Origin of the sequence: Brevibacillus panacihumi, from assembly GCF_003710985.1 — a bacterium.
Taxonomy (GTDB): Bacteria; Bacillota; Bacilli; order Brevibacillales; family Brevibacillaceae; genus Brevibacillus; species Brevibacillus panacihumi.
Window position 1 is genome coordinate 153,765 of record NZ_RHHT01000011.1, and the last position, 16,732, is coordinate 170,496.

Below are 16,732 nucleotides of genomic sequence, written 5' to 3' on the forward strand. Positions count from 1 at the left end.
CGTACAACCTATAAAAATGGGGGAAAGGCTATGAAGAGAACTTTTTCACTGGTCTTGTCGGTGGCCATCAGCATGGTCCTCTTGATCAGCGGCTGCTCGCAGGGCACTGCATCACAAGGAAATGCATCCAATGGCAACGCCGCTGGTCCGAAATCAGATATTTCTGTCGTTTTGACCAAAATCGGCAATAATCTCGATCCGGCGGAAGCCAATTCCTTGGACACATCCACGATTATGTACCATGTCTATGATACGTTTATCAAGTTTGACAATGACTTCAACATCATTCCGGGTGTGGCAAAAGAATGGAGCCAGCCGGACAATACGACGATCGAGTTTACGATCGGTGAAGGCTACAAATTTCACAATGGAGATCCCATGACGATCGAGGATGTGGTCTTCTCTGTAGAAAGACTTGCCAAGGTTCCGAAAAAAGCTGCCTTTATGAGCATGATCAAAAGCGTGGAAGCCTCCGGCAACAAAGTAACCGTGAAGCTTACGGAGCCTAACAGCGGGGCGATCCGAAACTTCGGGGATGTCTTCATTGTAAGCAAGAAATACTTGCAGGAAGCAGGAGAGAAATACGCTAATGCACCGATCGGTACAGGCCCCTACACGGTAACCGAATACGTACCGGGCAGCAAGGTTGTCTTGAAGGCTTGGGCGGATTATCCGTTCGATAAGACAAAAATTGAAACGATTACCTTCAAAGCCATCGAGGAAGCATCTGCAAAATACATAGCCGTTGAAACCGGAGATGCGGATTTTGCAGGAATTGGAGCGAGAGACAAGAGCAGAGCGCAAAATAACGAGAAGCTTGCTTATTTTGAGGGACCGAGCACCTTCACCGGCTTTGTCGCCATGAATACGACGAAGGAGCCATTTGACAATGTCAATATCCGCAGAGCGATGGCTTACGCTTACAATAATGAAGGCATTAGCGCCATCACACCGGGCAAAACGATTATCGACAGCATGGTGCCCAAGATGTTCAGTACGTACCATTCATCGCCCAACCTCCCGAAATATGACCTGCAAAAGGCAAAGGAGCTGCTCGAGAAGGAAGGATTCCATGCAGGCAACCCGTTGCGTTTCACCGCATGGACATACCAAGGGAACGATCCCGAGCTGGAGGCATTCCAGGCGGAACTGAAAACAATCAGTGTGGAAATGGACATCCAGAATCTGGAATTCGGTGTTTTCCTGGAGAAAATGGCGAACAAAGAGTATCAGCTTCTGGTAGGCGGCTGGAGCGACACGACCGGAAATACGCTCAGCTCCTTGGAAAGCTACTGGTCCGGCAGCTTTGGGCAAATGAATATTACCTTCTATACCAATCCAAAGGTTGAGGAACTCTATGCCAAAGTCAAGGCAGCGACTTCGGAAGCAGAAATGAAAGAAGCCGCCAAAGAAATCCAGGATATCGCGGCACAGGATGTACCGATGATTCCTACCGCTACCAAAATGAGCTACTATGCCATGAACAAAAATCTCGAAAACGTCCAAATCCACACAAGCGGACTCGTTTCTTTTCGAAACGCATCCATAAAATAAGATTCGTCATGCATCAGGGAGGCAATACGACATCGTTTGTCTCCTTGATGTCGGAATCTTTACGCAATACATCGCGGAGGGAGGAGTAACCGTGGGTAGATATATTTTGAAAAGACTTGCTCAGATGATCCCGATTGTGATCGGTGTATCTATTATCGTGTTTTTGCTTCTTTCTCTCAGTCCGGGCGACCCTGCCAAAATGATTCTCGGCTTAAATGCCAAGGAACAGGAATTGCAGATGATGAGAGAACAGCTAGGATTGAATGATCCGATCCCGGTACAGTACTTCAATTACATGAAAAAAGTTGCCGTGGGCGATTTCGGCACCTCTTATTCGACAAAGCAGAGTGTCATTGAGATGATCGGGGTCAGACTTCCCCCCACACTGATTCTTGCCTTTGGGTCATTATTTACGATTCTCATCGTCGCGATTCCTCTTGGGATCGCATTGGCAGTGAAGCAGAATTCACCCTTCGATAACATCATGAGGGTTGTCAGCCTGTTTTTCGCAGCCATGCCTGGATTTTGGAGCGGCATACTTATGATTATCCTGTTTTCCGTACACCTCGGCTGGCTTCCGGCCAATGGCTTCGATACCCCGTCAGCCATGATCATGCCGATCATTTGTTCCTCGATTGCTGGCTGGGCTGTCAATTCCCGGATTACCCGAGCGTCCATGCTGGATGTCATCAGGCAGGATTACATTCGTACAGCACGGGCCAAGGGATTGAAAGAGAGTATTGTGATCCGCAAGCATGCTTTGAAAAATGCCCTTCTTCCAACCATTACCTCTGTTGGTATGGCTGTGGGTGGGTGCTTTGGCGGTTCTGTCATAATGGAAATGCTGTTTGGGATCAATGGAATGGGGAAAATGATGATCGATGCGTTACGACAAAAGGATATTCCTACGATTATGGCTGGTGTGATTATTACTTCCGTTATCATTGCCGTTGCCAATCTTCTGACAGATCTTGCCTATTCCTTCGTTGACCCGAGAATCAGGTCGATGTACGCACGCAGGAAGCAAAGAAAAGAGGTGGCGGGCCATGGCGCAAATTGATTTGACCCTTGCTCCGACAGGAAAGAAGAAAAGCAAAAAGAGAAGCTTATGGGCGGATGCCTGGTTGCGGCTGAGAAAAAACAAATCAGCAGTAGCGGGAATGATCATGCTGGCGACGATCCTGATTGTCATCTATTCCTCGCCGCTTTATCTCGACTATGACAACGATGTCATCAAGCCGGATCTGACGCAGACCTTGCAATTTCCGGCTAAAGGCAAGCTATTGGGTACAGATGAATTGGGCAGGGATGTGCTGGCGCGCATTCTTTGGGGCGGCAGAATCTCGATCGGAATCGGTGTGCTGGCCATGATGCTGAGCAGTATCATCGGCTGTACACTGGGAGCGATATCGGGCTACTATGGCGGAAAAACGGACGGCATAATTATGCGATCCCTGGATGTCTTCATGGCCATCCCCAGCTTGCTGCTCATGATCACGCTGGTCAGCATCATGAAGCCCACGATCACCAATCTGATCATTGCTTTGGCGATCGGAAGCGTTCCATCGGTTTCCCGCATGGTTAGAGCGCAGGTCCTGTATATCAAGGGGCAGGAATTTGTGGAAGCGATCCGAGCCCAAGGCGCAAGCGATTTCAGAATCATTGTCATGCATATCCTGCCCAATGCCATCAGTCCGCTGATCTCCCAGTTTGTGATGGAGATTGCTGGGTTGATCCTGGCGATCAGCGGGCTTAGCTTTATCGGCCTTGGCGTGCAGCCGCCAGACCCGGAATGGGGCGCCATGCTGTCCAGCGGCAGAGAGCATATCCGTGATGTATGGCATGTCACGGCATTCCCGGGGATTGCCCTGGTTTTGACAGTGGTTGCGCTGACGCTTGTGGGAGATGGGTTGCGAGACGCTCTCGACCCGCGCATGAAAAGGTAGGAGGCCCTTATGCAAAAAAAATTACTGGAGATAAAGGATCTTACAATCAAATTCCATACGGATGATGGCGTGGTAGAAGCGGTAAACAAAGTCAGCTTGACTGTCCATGAAGGAGAGACACTCGGAATCGTGGGCGAAACAGGTGCGGGTAAAACTACCACGGCGCTTGGCATCATGGGACTGGTAGATTGTCCGCCAGGCAGAATCGAGGGCGGCAAGATCATGCTGGACGATCGGGATATTTTGCAGCTCGATGAAGACGAATTCCGCAAGCTGCGAGGCAAAGAGATATCCATGATCTTCCAGGACCCGATGACTGCCTTGAATCCGGTATTTACAGTCGTCGACCAGATCGCCGAGGTTATCGCCAACCACCAGCAGCTAGGAGAGAAGGAAGCGGAACAGAAGGCCATCGAGATGCTGGAGCTGGTGCGGATCCCGGCAGAACGAGCCTACGAGTACCCGCACCAGTTTTCCGGGGGCATGAAGCAAAGAGTGGTCATCGCGATCGCCCTGGCCTGCAATCCAAGACTGCTAATCGCTGATGAGCCTACGACCGCTCTGGACGTGACCATTCAGGCACAAGTGCTGGAATTAATGAAGGATTTAAAAACGAGATCCAAAACCTCCATGATTCTCATTACTCATGACCTGGGCGTTGTATCGGAAATTTGCGATCAGGTCGCCATCATGTATGCTGGAGAAATCGTCGAGAGCGGATCCTTGGAAGATATCTTTGAAAATCCTCTACATCCATATACCAATGGTTTGTTTGGCTCCATTCCCGATATCGATAAGGAAGTAGAATTTCTTTCTCCAATCGAAGGGCTTGTTCCTGATCCATCCGATTTGCCCAAAGGATGCAAATTTCACCCCAGATGCAAGTATGCCCAGCATCTGTGCAGTGTCGAGGAGCCGGTTTTTCAGGAATACAGTCCGGGCCATTACGCGAAATGCTTTGTGTATGAAGGGAAGCTCCCGGCAAAAGAGGTGAAAAAGTATGAGTAACCACTACATAGAGGTGAAAAATCTGAAAAAGTACTTTCAGACACCGGGCGGTAATCTTCATGCCGTAGATGGCGTGAATTTCACCATTGATAAAGGGAAAACCATCGGCATCGTAGGGGAAAGCGGCTGCGGCAAAAGTACGACGGGCAGACTCATGACCATGCTGCTTGAACCGACGGAAGGCGAAATCTTTTTTGACGGCAAAGATATTACCAAACTCACCCCAAAAGAAATGGTGGAATATCGCAAAAAGATCCAAATCATTTTTCAGGACCCCTTTTCCTCGCTGAATCCGAGAAAAACCGTCTTTCATTCCATCGCGGAACCCTTGGAAATACACAAGGTGTATGCAACCAAAGCGGAGAAGGAAAACAGGGTATATGAATTGATGGAGCTTGTGGGTCTCTCGGACAGGTTTGTGAATTCGTATCCTCATGAGCTGGACGGAGGAAGGAGGCAAAGGATCGGCATCGCCCGAGCACTGGCTTTGAGCCCTGAATTCATTGTTTGCGATGAGCCAGTCTCAGCACTCGATGTCTCCATTCAGGCGCAAATCCTCAATCTCTTAAAAAAACTGCAGCTTCAGTTCGGCTATACGTATATGTTCATTACGCATGATTTGTCCGTGGTGAAGCATTTTTCAGAGGAAATCATGGTGATGTACTTGGGTCAAATGGTAGAGAAGGCACCGGTGAAAGAGCTTTTTGCAAATCCGAGACATCCTTACACGCAGGCACTGCTTTCCGCCATTCCCGTACCGAATTTGAAAAAGAAAAAGGAAAGAATATTATTGCAGGGCGAGATTACTTCTCCGATCAATCCCAGACAAGAATGCCGTTTTGCGGCCAGATGCAGCTTCGCTACCGAGCAATGCCGCAAAGAAGTGCCGGACATTACCGATCTCGGAGGCGGACATTCCGTTCGCTGCTTGAGAATCCATGAGATCTAGGAGTGATTTAGAATGAGCCATTACTTGTTTGACCGAACATTCGATATTTATTTTACAGGCGTATACAACGGAAACATTACGTTTAAGGAAACATTCGCAGAAATCTGCGATGTAGATAGAAGAACCAGAGCCCAGCTAAAAAGAGAGCCTTTTAACAAAAACAAGAAAAATACGATGATCGATTATCTCAAGCTGCACAGTGAGCTTGCCGCCTATGCAGAAGCCCAGTGGGAAGGGGACAGAGTGACGCTTGCGAACGGGAGTGTGTACAGCCGCTACCTTACCTTTTCGGACCGAATCGACGGCAAAGAGGTGACATCTCAGCTATGGGCTCAGCGAAAAACCAATGGCGTGTTGGACATTATCACAGTGGATGGAAAAATCGTCGCCTTTTCCAATCCGGGACGTGTCTCCTCTGAGATCGCGGTCGTGAAAGGCTATGAGAAGCTGACACCTCTCGTCAAATACGACGATCCCTTGCTATCCAAGGCACAGTATGGAATCAATAACCTCGGAACCGTTTTCGTTCCGACACGGGACGGCGTGAATCTGGCCACAGAGGTTTTTTTGCCAGACGGTTTGCAACCAGGAGAAAAGGTGCCTGCGATCGTAGTCAGAACCTGCTATGGGAAAGAAAGAGACATTCACCGCTGCTGGCACTGGACTGCGAGAGGGTATGCCTTTGTCATCCAGGATGTCCGTGGTCGATCTGACTCAGACGGCATCCTGGAGCCTTTCCAGAATGAGCGAGAAGATGCGGACGACTTGTTCAACTGGATCGTGGCACAGGATTGGTGCGATGGCAATATCGGCATGTGGGGCGCCAGCTACCTGGGCTATACGACCACCGCTGCAGCCACCAGCGGGAATCCTCACCTGAAAACAGCCATAAGTGAAGTGAATGTAGGCTCGCCTTTTACGGATACCGCGAGACGGGGAGGAACCATCTGCTCCTGGCCACTGCTTTGCTGGACTCTTGCCCAGTCGATGAGCAACAGGACAGATTTTGCCGTCTTTGCCGGTGAATCCATCAGTGTGGAAGAGGCGGTTACGCACAGGCCCATTACGGAAATTCCGGAAAAGATCATAGGGAAAAAATCAGGTCCCTGGGATTTGTGGAGAGAGCATTATCACTATGACGATTTCTGGAAGCATTCGGACAATACCCAGCACAGCCACAAGATCAAGATACCCATGCTGATCATGTCAGGCTGGTACGACGGGGATGCGCTGGGGGTGCAGGAGACATGGCGATTCCTGACCAAGCATGATGTCCCGGGCAGAAGGATCATCCTCGGTCCATGGCCGCATAATCTGAATGCATTCCGCGACTGCGAGGATCTGGAGTTCGGCGACAATGCCGTGGACTATGACTTCGACACGCGAATCATCCGCTGGTTTGACCGCTATCTGAAAGGGATTCAAAACGGCGAGGATAAAAAGCCGAGAGCCATGTACTATGTGGTAGGAGAAAACCAGTGGAGAGAATCCGAGGACTGGAATCCGTTGGAGAGCAAGCTGGTGAACCTGTATCTGGCAAGCAATGGCAGTGCCAATTCGATGTTTGGCGATGGAAGAATTGTCTGGCAGCCCGATTCAGAGCCAGGCTTTGATTCTTACATCTATGATCCCCTGCAGCCCATCGGTGAGCGCGGGCATGTGAAGCCTTACCACTGCAACCATATCCAGCTTCGCAGCGATTGTCTGGTCTATGATACGGAGCCTCTTTCTACCGATGTGGCCATGGCGGGGAATGTCTATGCGGAGTTCTACGCCTCCTCCAGTGCAGTGGATACAGACTTTATCGTCCGTGTATCCGATGTCGACGAGAAGGGGATCGCCAGAAAAATTTCCGATAATGTCATTCGTGCCGAGTTCCGCAAAGGGTTTGACAAACCGGAACTGCTGGAACCCGGAAAAGTAGAGAAATATGAGATGGAGATGTACTTCAACGGGTATGTCTTCAAAAAAGGACATAAAATCAGAATCGACATCACGTCCAGCAACTATTACGAGTTTTTCCCCAACACCAATACCGGCATCAATCCGTATGAGGATCCGAAGCCGGTCGTGGCCGAGAATCGCATCTATCATGGCAAAGAGTATCCGTCTCATGTAAAGCTCCCCATTCTGTACGGACTGTAAGCAGTTGGGATATAACATTTTTGGATGCCTCACGTCGATGGGGCATCCTTTTTTAAAATCTCATCGTTTTCCCACAAATCAATCCTAGAATGAAGGAGGTGAACAACCTACCCAAAATTTGAGAGGAGAATTGCATCATGAAAAAAATGGTATCTTCTGTCCTTGCTCTGAGTTTGCTGCTCGGAGGAGTGAGTGTAGCAGGCGCGGAAGCGAAACAGGATAAATCGGCAGCTCAGGCAGTCCACAAACAAAATAAAGAAGCAAAGCAGCAGGAAAAGTGGACGAAGGCAATCGAAGAAGCGACAAAATTGGGCCTGGGTACAGATGGAAAAACACTGGAACAGCTTAAATTGGAGATCAAAGCCAAGCATGAGGAACAACAGCAGGCCCGTCTGGCGAAATTCACAGCAAAAGCAGACAAGCTGGGCATCGAAACAGCAGGCAAAACGGGTAAAGAAATTAAAGCGGCTATCAAGGCTTTTCATGCAGAGCGCAAAGAGGCTCTTTTGAAAAAGGTTAGCGAAAAAGCGAGTAAACTCGGCATTGAAACCTCCGGCAAATCAATCAAGCAAATCAAAGCGGATGTGAAGGCAAAGCAAGCTGAGCAAAAACAGGAAAAAGTCGCGAAGCTCACAGAACAAGCATCGGAGCTGCAAATTGAAACTACAGGTTTGACTGTTAAAGAAGTGAAGGCAGCCATCAAAGAAACAAAGGCAGCTCAGAAGGAAGCAAACAAAGCCGCTAAGAAAGAGGCTAAGAAAGAGGCTAAAAAAGAAGCAAAAAAAGCGTAAAGTCGAATAAAAAATCCTCCCGCCTATATCGATTGGGGAATCTCAAGTCACCTTGCAGGGTGACTTTTCTTTGTGAGAATATGCAGCCTTGTTATACAATTGTTGAGGGAAACATGGATAGGGGAGAGATGGCATTGAATCACTATCGAATCGCGATTGTCGACGATGACCCTAACATTCGTCAGATCGTAGAAGCGTATCTTCAAAAGGAAGGATACGTCACCATCGCTTTAGAAACGGCCGAACAGGCAATGACCTTATGGAAGACAACGCCTCCACATCTGTGGATTTTGGATATTATGCTGCCGGGCATGAATGGGTACGAGTTTTGCCGGAGTATTCGCGAAAAGACAGAGACACCGATCATCATGATTTCAGCCAAAGACGAGGAAGTGGACAAGATTCTCGGCCTCGAACTGGGGAGTGATGATTATTTAACCAAGCCCTTCAGTCCACGTGAACTGGTCGCCAGAGTGAACCGGGCCATACGCCGCGCGGAACAAATGGCGCAGTACGACAAGACAGAACGTCCTGCCCAAACAGAACTTACCTTACAAAATCTTGACCTGCAATTGGATGCGGAGAATCGTTTTGTTTTCTGGATGGGAACAGAGATTGCTGTCACTCATAAGGAATTTCTCATGCTGCGACTCCTCGAGGACAACCCGAATCGAGCATTTTCCAGAGATGAGTTGCTCACCCTGGTATGGGGAGATGACTACTTTGGGAGCGACCGCGTGGTAGACGATCTAATTCGCCGTATCCGCAAAAAAATGACAGGGCTGCCGATTGAGACCGTGTGGGGTTATGGTTACAGACTTCGCGTGGCAGAGGAGAAACGGTCGTTATGAAGCTGCTGCATCGGCTGATGATTGCTTTCGGTCTCCTTTTGCTCATCGTGACGGGTGCCTCCGCCTATTTGATCGACTCTATGCTGCTGGATAACTTGATCGATCAACAAAGGAAGGAGCTGAAGCTAAAGGGAGAATTTTGGGCAGAAAAAGTAAGCAGCTCCTCCCGGACAGAAGAGGAAATGATCGAAGAGCTGAACCAGTTGGTGATGTCCAACAAAAAGGTGGAAATTCTTTTGCTTGGGAAACAAAAGAAAGTCATGTACACCACGATCCAAGCCAACAGCTTGAAAGACTGGATACAGACGCTGGAACGCAGGGCGGAGAAAAAGCAGGACAAAAAGTTATGGCTGGTTGGGGAAGCAGAGTATATCGTCGTTTCGCAAGCGGTGAAAGCAGGCGAATATCAGCGGCTGCTGTTGGCGACTCCGGTGCGCGGTATTAAGGATGTCAGATATGAAATCACCACTAACATTATGATTATCCTTTTCATTGGGGTAATCTGTGCCATTCTGCTGAGCTTCTTCATTACCAGCAGCCTTGTCAAACCGTTAAGCTCCCTGATGACAGAGCTAAAGAAGGTTCGCGAACGGCAATTTTCCGAGGTCAAACACATCCACGCCAGTGGCGAGATCGGTACCGTTACACAGTCCGTATACTTTTTGGCGCAAGAGCTGGAGCGGTTTCAGGAAGTGCAAAGACAGTTCTTTCAGAATGCTTCTCATGAGCTGAAAACACCACTGATGTCGATTCAAGGGTATGCAGAAGGGATACGGGACGGTATTTTTACAGGGGAAGCAGCAAGCCAAGGTCTCGATGTGATAGTAGAAGAAACAACACGCTTAAAAGGCATCGTGACGGAAATGATTCTATTGGCGAAGCTGGAAAGTGAAGAGAATCTGTTCCATCCTGTTCGCTGTAAAGCGCAGGATGTCATCCAGCAAGCAGTTGACAAGCTGCAGCCCATTGCCATGCAAAATGGCATTACGGTTGTCATCCATCATGACGATACGAATCCCGAGATCTTGATCGATCGGGATAAATTCCTGCAAGCGGTCATCAACATCCTGAGCAATTCATACCGGCATGCCAGCGAATGCGTAGAAATCCGAATGTATACGACCAATCATCAAGCAAGTATAGAGATAACCGATGACGGCGAGGGTCTATCAGAGGATTTGCTCCCGAACCTGTTTCATCGTTTCGTCAAAGGAAAAAACGGAGAGACGGGCCTCGGCTTGGCTATATCCAGGGCAATTGTTGAACGATCAGGCGGCACCCTCACTGCTCGGAATCACGATAGAAGAGGAGCCGTATTCTCGATTGTGATTCCTGTCAGCACCTCCACATAACGTGAAGTAAAAAATGTGTTAGCAGGAGTTTCTTGCCAAATGAAGAAGAAAATGAATAAGGGTATCCGATTTCCAAGGCAGATGTGAGTATGTGACAAACGGACGGGGGAGTTAGGTGCTAAGGATCGTTACGGTACAGAAAGACTGGCAATACGAGCAGGTACATGAACTATTCGTGGAGTACGTAGATTCTTTAGGCGTTGACTTGAGCTTTCAAAATATTGAGCAGGAATTGCAAAACATCCCGGGGGAATACGCTCCTCCTGACGGCTGTATCCTTTTGGCTATCTATGGAGAAGAAGTAGCGGGATGTGTCGCATTGCGAAAACTGGATGAACATCTTGGTGAGATGAAGAGACTGTATGTAAGGCCCGGTTATAAAGGGAAAAAAATCGGGAAAAGCTTGGCCACTTCGATCATTGAGGAGGCGAAAATCCGCGGGTATCACTATATGAGACTGGATACACTTCCTACGATGGAACAAGCTATTTCCCTGTACCGCTCGCTAGGGTTTTACACCATCCCACCATATCGTTTTAACCCTATTGAAGGCACGCATTATATGGAAATGAAGTTGACATAAGCTGCACAAAGACATGGAGAAACGGGAAGGGCTGCATTGGCAGTCTTTTTTTTTCTGGAAATTGAAACAAAATTTGGTCTCATTCGAATAATGGGCGTAGGTAAAAAGATTACGTGAAGTGAGGGACAAAAAATGAAAAAAATTCCAAAGAGCATGATCGTATTGTTGGCAGCAAGCTTGGCGGTAACGGCACCCTTTAGCGCGAGCGCAGCAAGTGTCTTGGCAGCGGCAAGTCAAGAGGGCAGCCTGGCAAAGGCAGACACAAAAGTGATGGATAAGATCAAAAAAGGTTTGGAGAAGGCAAATCGCTTGCTTCCTTATCTGAAGGATTACCCCATCATGGAAGTGGAGATTTCCGAGAAGAGCCAGCTTATCATTGTAAACAAGTACCAGTCGGAGGAGAATAACATTCCAAAAGTAACCCTCTCTTTTGACCAGGAGTCTGGAGAGCTGCTTGGTTTCCTCCAGGTAAAGGGCACCAAAGGGTTCGAGTCCACCTATCCGCCTGACAAAGTGAAAGAAGTCGCGATCTCCTTTATGAAGGAATGGTATGGAGAGGATCTGGGCCGCTACCAGGTAAGTGAGATTGCAAACGAAGGGAAAGCCTCCGTCACATTCCATAAGATGGTGAATGGCGTCCCGTTCCGCAATGATGCGGTCATTCTCAGGGTGAACAGTGAAGGACATGTCGACGCCAAGGCGACGGACGGCAACCGCAAAAGCGTGATACTCAGCAAGCAGCCGAACATTGAATTCGGCGATCCCAAAGAAGCCTTGCCCAAAGAGCAGGTAGAGAAAATGTTAGCTTCTTACATGAATCCGGTCTATGCACGGGATGTAAATGGGCAGGTGAAGCTGCTGTACAGACCGAAGCTAGGTGAAATGGATGCTCGTACGGGAGCGTTCCGCGATTCAGACGCAAGCCAAAGCCAAGTAATCAAATTCCAGTCAAAAGGCCAACAGCCAACTGCGAAAACAAAAGAAGAAGCCGCTGCTTTTCTCGCTGCAAAAACCGGCTACGATATGACGAAAGAGCGTGCCGCCTTCCAGGAAATCAGCGAAGAGAAAGAAATCAATTATTTGTGGCAGACAGATTCGGGAATCATCGGCTCCTTGTACGTCGACAAGCAAACGAAAAAAATCACGAGGTATCAGGTATTGGACAGCAAGCAGAAGAGCGAGTCCGAAAAGAAGCTGAACCCGGAGCAAGCCTTGCAGGTTGCCGTTAAAGAACTGTCCGAATATCTTCCTGCCAACATTACGGAAATGATGCGCTTGGGAGCGGAACATTACGCTCAATACGATCATGACAGACAACAGTACCATTTCCAGTTCAGCTTGATCCATGGCGGGATCCCAGTGGAAGACTCGATGGTGATCGCGGATGTCGATGCCGTGACAGGAAAAGCGGTTCTGCTTGACTGGAGGCTGCCGGACTTAGGGACACTGAATACATCGCTTCCCGACCCCAAGAAAGCCATTTCCCAGGAGGAAGCAGCAAAAATTTATCTTCAGAAGCATCCGTTGAAGCTGTATTACTCCATGGATGGAGACAGCGAAAAGACCGCCAGCCTCGTGTACGTCACGACTGGTGAGGACGAGGTAGACGCACTTACGGGTGAGCTGTATCGTTACGGACAAGAATAGGAAGAACCCGTGTCGGTTCTGGAACGGGGAGGGAGTCCGTTGTCAGATGATCTGGCAAAGCAGATCAGCGAAATCTACGAAGCGTATTACAATGACATCTACTATTTTCTGGTTTATTTTACCGATAAACAAGAGGACGCTGAAGATCTGACGCAGGAAGTGTTCTCACGGCTATTAAAGGCATTGCCGCAGTATGATGGTCGTGTGGCGATGAGAACATGGTTGTTTTCGATTGCCAAACACGTGGCGATTGATCATTACCGCAAAATGAAGTGGCAGCGGCTTTTTTCGGACAATTGGCTGATACGCATAATGACCAAGGAAGGGCTTCCGGAGCCGGAGCTGGAGATGAAGGAAGAGATGCGCCTAATTAAAGAGGCGCTCCAGAAGCTAAAACCGCAGCTTAGGATCGTCGTGATTCTCCGCTACATCGAGGAGTACAGTGTAAAGGAAACAGCCGAAATTTTGTCTATTCCAGAGACAAAAGTGAGAGTGGATTGTCACAGGGCGCTGCAGACATTGAGGAAATTGCTAGGGCAATCGATTGAAGGGGGGATTATCAATGGGATTGCCAGATGAAGAAGATCAACTGATCAGCAAGCTTCGCCAGATCAAGCAAGAGGCCAAGCCGCCACGTCCCGAATGGAAGCAGATTGGCAAGGAACGGCTTATTCGCCAGGCACGAACCGTACGATGGAAGAGGCGGATCACTCATGTTTCCGCCTATGTGGGAACGATAGGCGCAGCTGCGCTGATGGGAATATGGCTCAGCTCGGGCCAGGTTGCCGAGCAAGCAAACTTGAGTGAGTCACAGGCATCCTCGGCACAAGAGAAAAGCGAGTTCTTGCCCGCTGCCCTTTATCAAGAACCAGAACTAGGGAAGCTGCCTCCCTCAGTTGTACCGACTGAGCAACCAGCGGTATCAAAAGAGGCCGCGGCAGGCGCCGAATCAGCTAGGAGAAACGTGCCGACAGATCAAGCCGAACCAGTCGCAAACGTGGATTCTGAGCCGCAGACAACAACACGCGCGGAACGGATCATGACTCCTTTGGAAAAGCGGGCCCAACACTTTTTGCAAGAAAAGCTGGGTGAAGAAAGCAACTACTATGAGATCGATCCCGGGCATTCCAGAGAAACGGAAGGCTACATCGCGTTCCGCAAGCTGGTTCATGGCATTCCGCTTCAGCAGCACAGCGCAGCCGTTGAAGTGAATCCACACACCGGCAAGATGAGTCTCTTGCTGTATCCAATCGAGGAAAACGGCGTGGGAACAACAGCGTCGTCTGAGCAGTCTTCAGTGATCGACAAGACGAAAGCGGCACAGGAGCTGGCTTCCGGGCTGCGGCTTGTGTACGCAGGCAAGGATCGTCCTGTTCTTCAGTACATGTCCGACCCACAACTGGTTATTGATGCGAAGACAGGCAAACGCCTCGCAAACAGCCAGGGAGAAAAGCGAGTAGCTCCCATCAAGACTGAAGGAAAAAGGCTGATCATTACAGATGCGGACAAAGCCGAAGATGTCATGAAGAGAGAATTCGGCATCCCAGTAAGCGGAAAGGCTTTTATGACGATTGACGAGAAGGCCATATCATTTATCTGGCAAATGAGCGACAAACGCGAGGCCAGACTGAAAACTGCTGACGATGGTTCCTTTGTCGGCTATAGTCTGGATGGCTCCTTCGAGCTAGGCGGGAAACCGCTGTCGTCGCTCCAACAAGCCCAGGATGCAGCGTTGGTCCGGTTGGCGAAGTACCTCCCGTCGGATGTTGAAGAAGTACTGGTAGAAAAAGCATTGCAGGAGCGCGGTCAGGCGACTTTTACATTTGTTCCCTTGTATCAGGGAGTTCCTGTAGTGGATTATCCGTATTTCGTTGCAGTGGATATGGACAGCGGGACTGTAACAGCCATCCAGGGAGATTTTTCGAGGGGTTCTTTTGCACTACCTTCTCAGGATAACGCCATTTCACTGGATGAAGCGAAAGAACAGTTTGTAAAAAAAGCGCCATTGGAGCTTGTTTACCTTAATAGTCAGAGCGATCCGGTTCTGGTCTATCAGGTCAGGCTGGATTCCCGAAAGCCATGGGCGATTGATGCTCTAACGGGCAAGACAACAGAATAGAATCAAGTCCATCTTGCGTAATTTTGACTGTAGTCGGGCAGAATACATATCGGGACTGCGCTTGCAAACCCTAGCACAATACCAGGGAGTGAGATGGATGGCTGAAAACAACAAGAACAATCGTATGAATGAAAATGATCGCCAGGATACCAACATGTTGGAAGGCATCGACGCCAGTGAGGCTGTAGGAACTGTGGGCGGTGCAGGTGTAGGTGCTGCCGTCGGTTCCCTGTTCGGACCGCTTGGCACTGTTGCAGGTGCGGTCGTCGGCGGCGCAGTGGGCAATAAGATGGGTGAGGGTGTCGACGGGAACGAAGATACAGCAAACAGAACCGAACAGAATAATCAACGCTAAAAAAAAAAGAATCCGGTTCCTCCTGTTATTGGGGGGAACCGGGTTTTTACATTTTTAACCAGCAATCTGTTTGTACATCCAAAAATACAGAAAAAGAATGAGGATAGCGAAAAGGATCGCATACAGCGGTTTCACCCAGGCAGTCAGGAAGTAGCAGGATGCAATAAAGAGAACCAGCCCGAACGCACCAAGGATCCCGCTTTTTTGTGCCAAGTGAAATTCCTGATCATTCATATATTTGATTTGAAGCGTCATATTGAGCAGCGTGATGATCGGAAGAGTTGTAATGATACCGGAGAGAAAAATGTTTTTGGACTTGCTCAGGTAGGTTGCCAATACGACGAGGGAACCACCCAATATGAACTTTATGACATAGTCGAGCATGGAATGAAAAGCCTCCCAGGTGTAAACGAGAAATGTAGGTTCAATCAACTTGTCCATTATAAGCCTGTTGGTTAAAAAATTGTAGCCATTCGTCTCATTTCATGAAACTGGAACTTGAATAAAGTGGCATGCTAAAAATGCTTATCGGGTTCCATAATGGTAATACCACAGCGACTTGGTGTTTCAAGCAAGCGGATTGATCTACGCATACTCTGGGAGGAAGAAGATGCCAGTCATAGACGTGAATGGAGCTTCACTTCATTACATAGAAAAAGGGTCAGGAACCGCACTGATCTGCATTCATCCCCCCGTATTATCCAGCAAAAATTTTCGCTGTCAATTGGAGCATCTGTCCCGCTCCTTCCGTGTGATCGCTTTTGATATCCGCGGACACGGGCAGAGCAAAGCGTCCAAAACGCCTGTCACGTATCCATTGATTGCAGATGATATCAAGGGCCTCATGGACCGATTGGATTTGAAAAAGGCGTTCTTTTGCGGTTATTCGACCGGGGGATCGATTGTGCTGGAATGCTTGTTATCCCACCCGGATCGCTCACTCGGAGGAATCGTCATTGGCGGCATGTCAGAGGTGAACACAAAGCGTGTAAAACGCCTGATTTCCACCGGAGTGTTCCTCTCGAAGATAAAAGCAATCCATACCATCGCATTGGGAGTTTCTTGGTCGAATTCGATCAATATGAAGCAGTTCCGGGAGTTGTATCGAGATGCGAAACAATGTGATGCCAAAAACGCGGAAGAGTATTACCGGTATAGTTTAACGTATAACTGTACGAAGCGATTGGAAGAAATCAATCACCCCGTTCTGCTGTTGTATGGCCAAAAGGATACGCCCTTCCATCCTTACGCCTTTCTGTTGCAGCAACGATTGCCGCATAATGAACTGTACATGATACCAAACGTGGATCACAGGGTGCCGACCAAGGCATATGAGGACTGCAATGCCCGGATTGAGGCCTTTATCCAAAAGCATGTTACCTAATGGTGGTGACTGTGACGGGCATTTTTTAATCGTCTCTTCAGGCAGACA

General features: G+C 48.8%; 16 protein-coding genes. 15 read left to right on the forward strand and 1 reads right to left on the reverse strand.

Annotated features, from left to right (window positions below; genetic code table 11):
• Positions 1 to 30: 30 nt before the first annotated feature.
• From EDM58_RS07310 to EDM58_RS07375, 14 genes are all read left to right on the forward strand, one after another.
• Positions 31 to 1,554: an ABC transporter substrate-binding protein gene (locus EDM58_RS07310; protein WP_122912748.1), complete on the forward strand. Its 1,524-nt coding sequence runs from the start codon at positions 31 to 33 to the stop codon at positions 1,552 to 1,554.
• 91 nt (positions 1,555 to 1,645) lie between these two features.
• Positions 1,646 to 2,614 carry an ABC transporter permease gene (locus tag EDM58_RS07315; protein WP_122912749.1) on the forward strand — a complete coding sequence of 323 codons (969 nt, stop codon included), beginning with the start codon at positions 1,646 to 1,648 and terminating at the stop codon, positions 2,612 to 2,614.
• On the forward strand, positions 2,601 to 3,500 hold the full coding sequence (locus EDM58_RS07320; RefSeq protein ID WP_122912750.1) for an ABC transporter permease: 900 nt from the start codon (positions 2,601 to 2,603) through the stop codon (positions 3,498 to 3,500). Before EDM58_RS07315 ends, EDM58_RS07320 begins: the two co-directional genes overlap by 14 nt.
• A 9-nt stretch (positions 3,501 to 3,509) precedes the next feature.
• Positions 3,510 to 4,508, forward strand: coding sequence for an ABC transporter ATP-binding protein (locus tag EDM58_RS07325; protein WP_122912751.1), 999 nt, complete (start codon positions 3,510 to 3,512; stop codon positions 4,506 to 4,508).
• Positions 4,501 to 5,457, forward strand: a complete 957-nt coding sequence (locus EDM58_RS07330) for an ABC transporter ATP-binding protein (RefSeq protein WP_122912752.1) — start codon at positions 4,501 to 4,503, stop codon at positions 5,455 to 5,457. Before EDM58_RS07325 ends, EDM58_RS07330 begins: the two co-directional genes overlap by 8 nt.
• A gap of 12 nt (positions 5,458 to 5,469) precedes the next feature.
• A complete protein-coding gene (locus tag EDM58_RS07335) occupies positions 5,470 to 7,602 on the forward strand; it encodes a CocE/NonD family hydrolase (RefSeq protein WP_122912753.1) in 2,133 nt (710 codons plus the stop codon).
• A gap of 137 nt (positions 7,603 to 7,739) precedes the next feature.
• Positions 7,740 to 8,393 (forward strand): hypothetical protein, encoded by a 654-nt coding sequence (locus EDM58_RS07340; protein ID WP_122912754.1) that lies wholly within the window; start codon positions 7,740 to 7,742, stop codon positions 8,391 to 8,393.
• 128 nt (positions 8,394 to 8,521) lie between these two features.
• Positions 8,522 to 9,244: a response regulator transcription factor gene (locus EDM58_RS07345; protein ID WP_425455606.1), complete on the forward strand. Its 723-nt coding sequence runs from the start codon at positions 8,522 to 8,524 to the stop codon at positions 9,242 to 9,244.
• On the forward strand, positions 9,241 to 10,596 hold the full coding sequence (locus tag EDM58_RS07350) for a sensor histidine kinase (RefSeq protein WP_122912755.1): 1,356 nt from the start codon (positions 9,241 to 9,243) through the stop codon (positions 10,594 to 10,596). Before EDM58_RS07345 ends, EDM58_RS07350 begins: the two co-directional genes overlap by 4 nt.
• Positions 10,597 to 10,711: 115 nt before the next feature.
• The gene (locus EDM58_RS07355) at positions 10,712 to 11,179 is read left to right on the forward strand and encodes a GNAT family N-acetyltransferase (protein ID WP_122912756.1); all 468 of its coding nucleotides are present in this window, start codon (positions 10,712 to 10,714) and stop codon (positions 11,177 to 11,179) included.
• A gap of 132 nt (positions 11,180 to 11,311) precedes the next feature.
• Positions 11,312 to 12,826: a YcdB/YcdC domain-containing protein gene (locus EDM58_RS07360; RefSeq protein ID WP_122912757.1), complete on the forward strand. Its 1,515-nt coding sequence runs from the start codon at positions 11,312 to 11,314 to the stop codon at positions 12,824 to 12,826.
• A 39-nt stretch (positions 12,827 to 12,865) separates the two neighbouring features.
• Positions 12,866 to 13,405, forward strand: coding sequence for an RNA polymerase sigma factor (locus tag EDM58_RS07365; protein WP_122912758.1), 540 nt, complete (start codon positions 12,866 to 12,868; stop codon positions 13,403 to 13,405).
• Positions 13,389 to 14,945 (forward strand): PepSY domain-containing protein, encoded by a 1,557-nt coding sequence (locus tag EDM58_RS07370; protein WP_122912759.1) that lies wholly within the window; start codon positions 13,389 to 13,391, stop codon positions 14,943 to 14,945. Before EDM58_RS07365 ends, EDM58_RS07370 begins: the two co-directional genes overlap by 17 nt.
• Positions 14,946 to 15,042: 97 nt before the next feature.
• Positions 15,043 to 15,300 carry a glycine zipper domain-containing protein gene (locus EDM58_RS07375; RefSeq protein ID WP_122912760.1) on the forward strand — a complete coding sequence of 86 codons (258 nt, stop codon included), beginning with the start codon at positions 15,043 to 15,045 and terminating at the stop codon, positions 15,298 to 15,300.
• Between the two features lie 54 nt (positions 15,301 to 15,354).
• On the opposite strand, the gene EDM58_RS07380 is transcribed toward EDM58_RS07375, so the two are convergent.
• Positions 15,355 to 15,684: a DUF3147 family protein gene (locus EDM58_RS07380; protein WP_122912761.1), complete on the reverse strand. Its 330-nt coding sequence runs from the start codon at positions 15,682 to 15,684 to the stop codon at positions 15,355 to 15,357.
• Between the two features lie 226 nt (positions 15,685 to 15,910).
• On the opposite strand from EDM58_RS07380, the gene EDM58_RS07385 reads away from it, so the two are divergent.
• Positions 15,911 to 16,684: an alpha/beta fold hydrolase gene (locus EDM58_RS07385; protein WP_122912762.1), complete on the forward strand. Its 774-nt coding sequence runs from the start codon at positions 15,911 to 15,913 to the stop codon at positions 16,682 to 16,684.
• Positions 16,685 to 16,732: the final 48 nt, after the last annotated feature.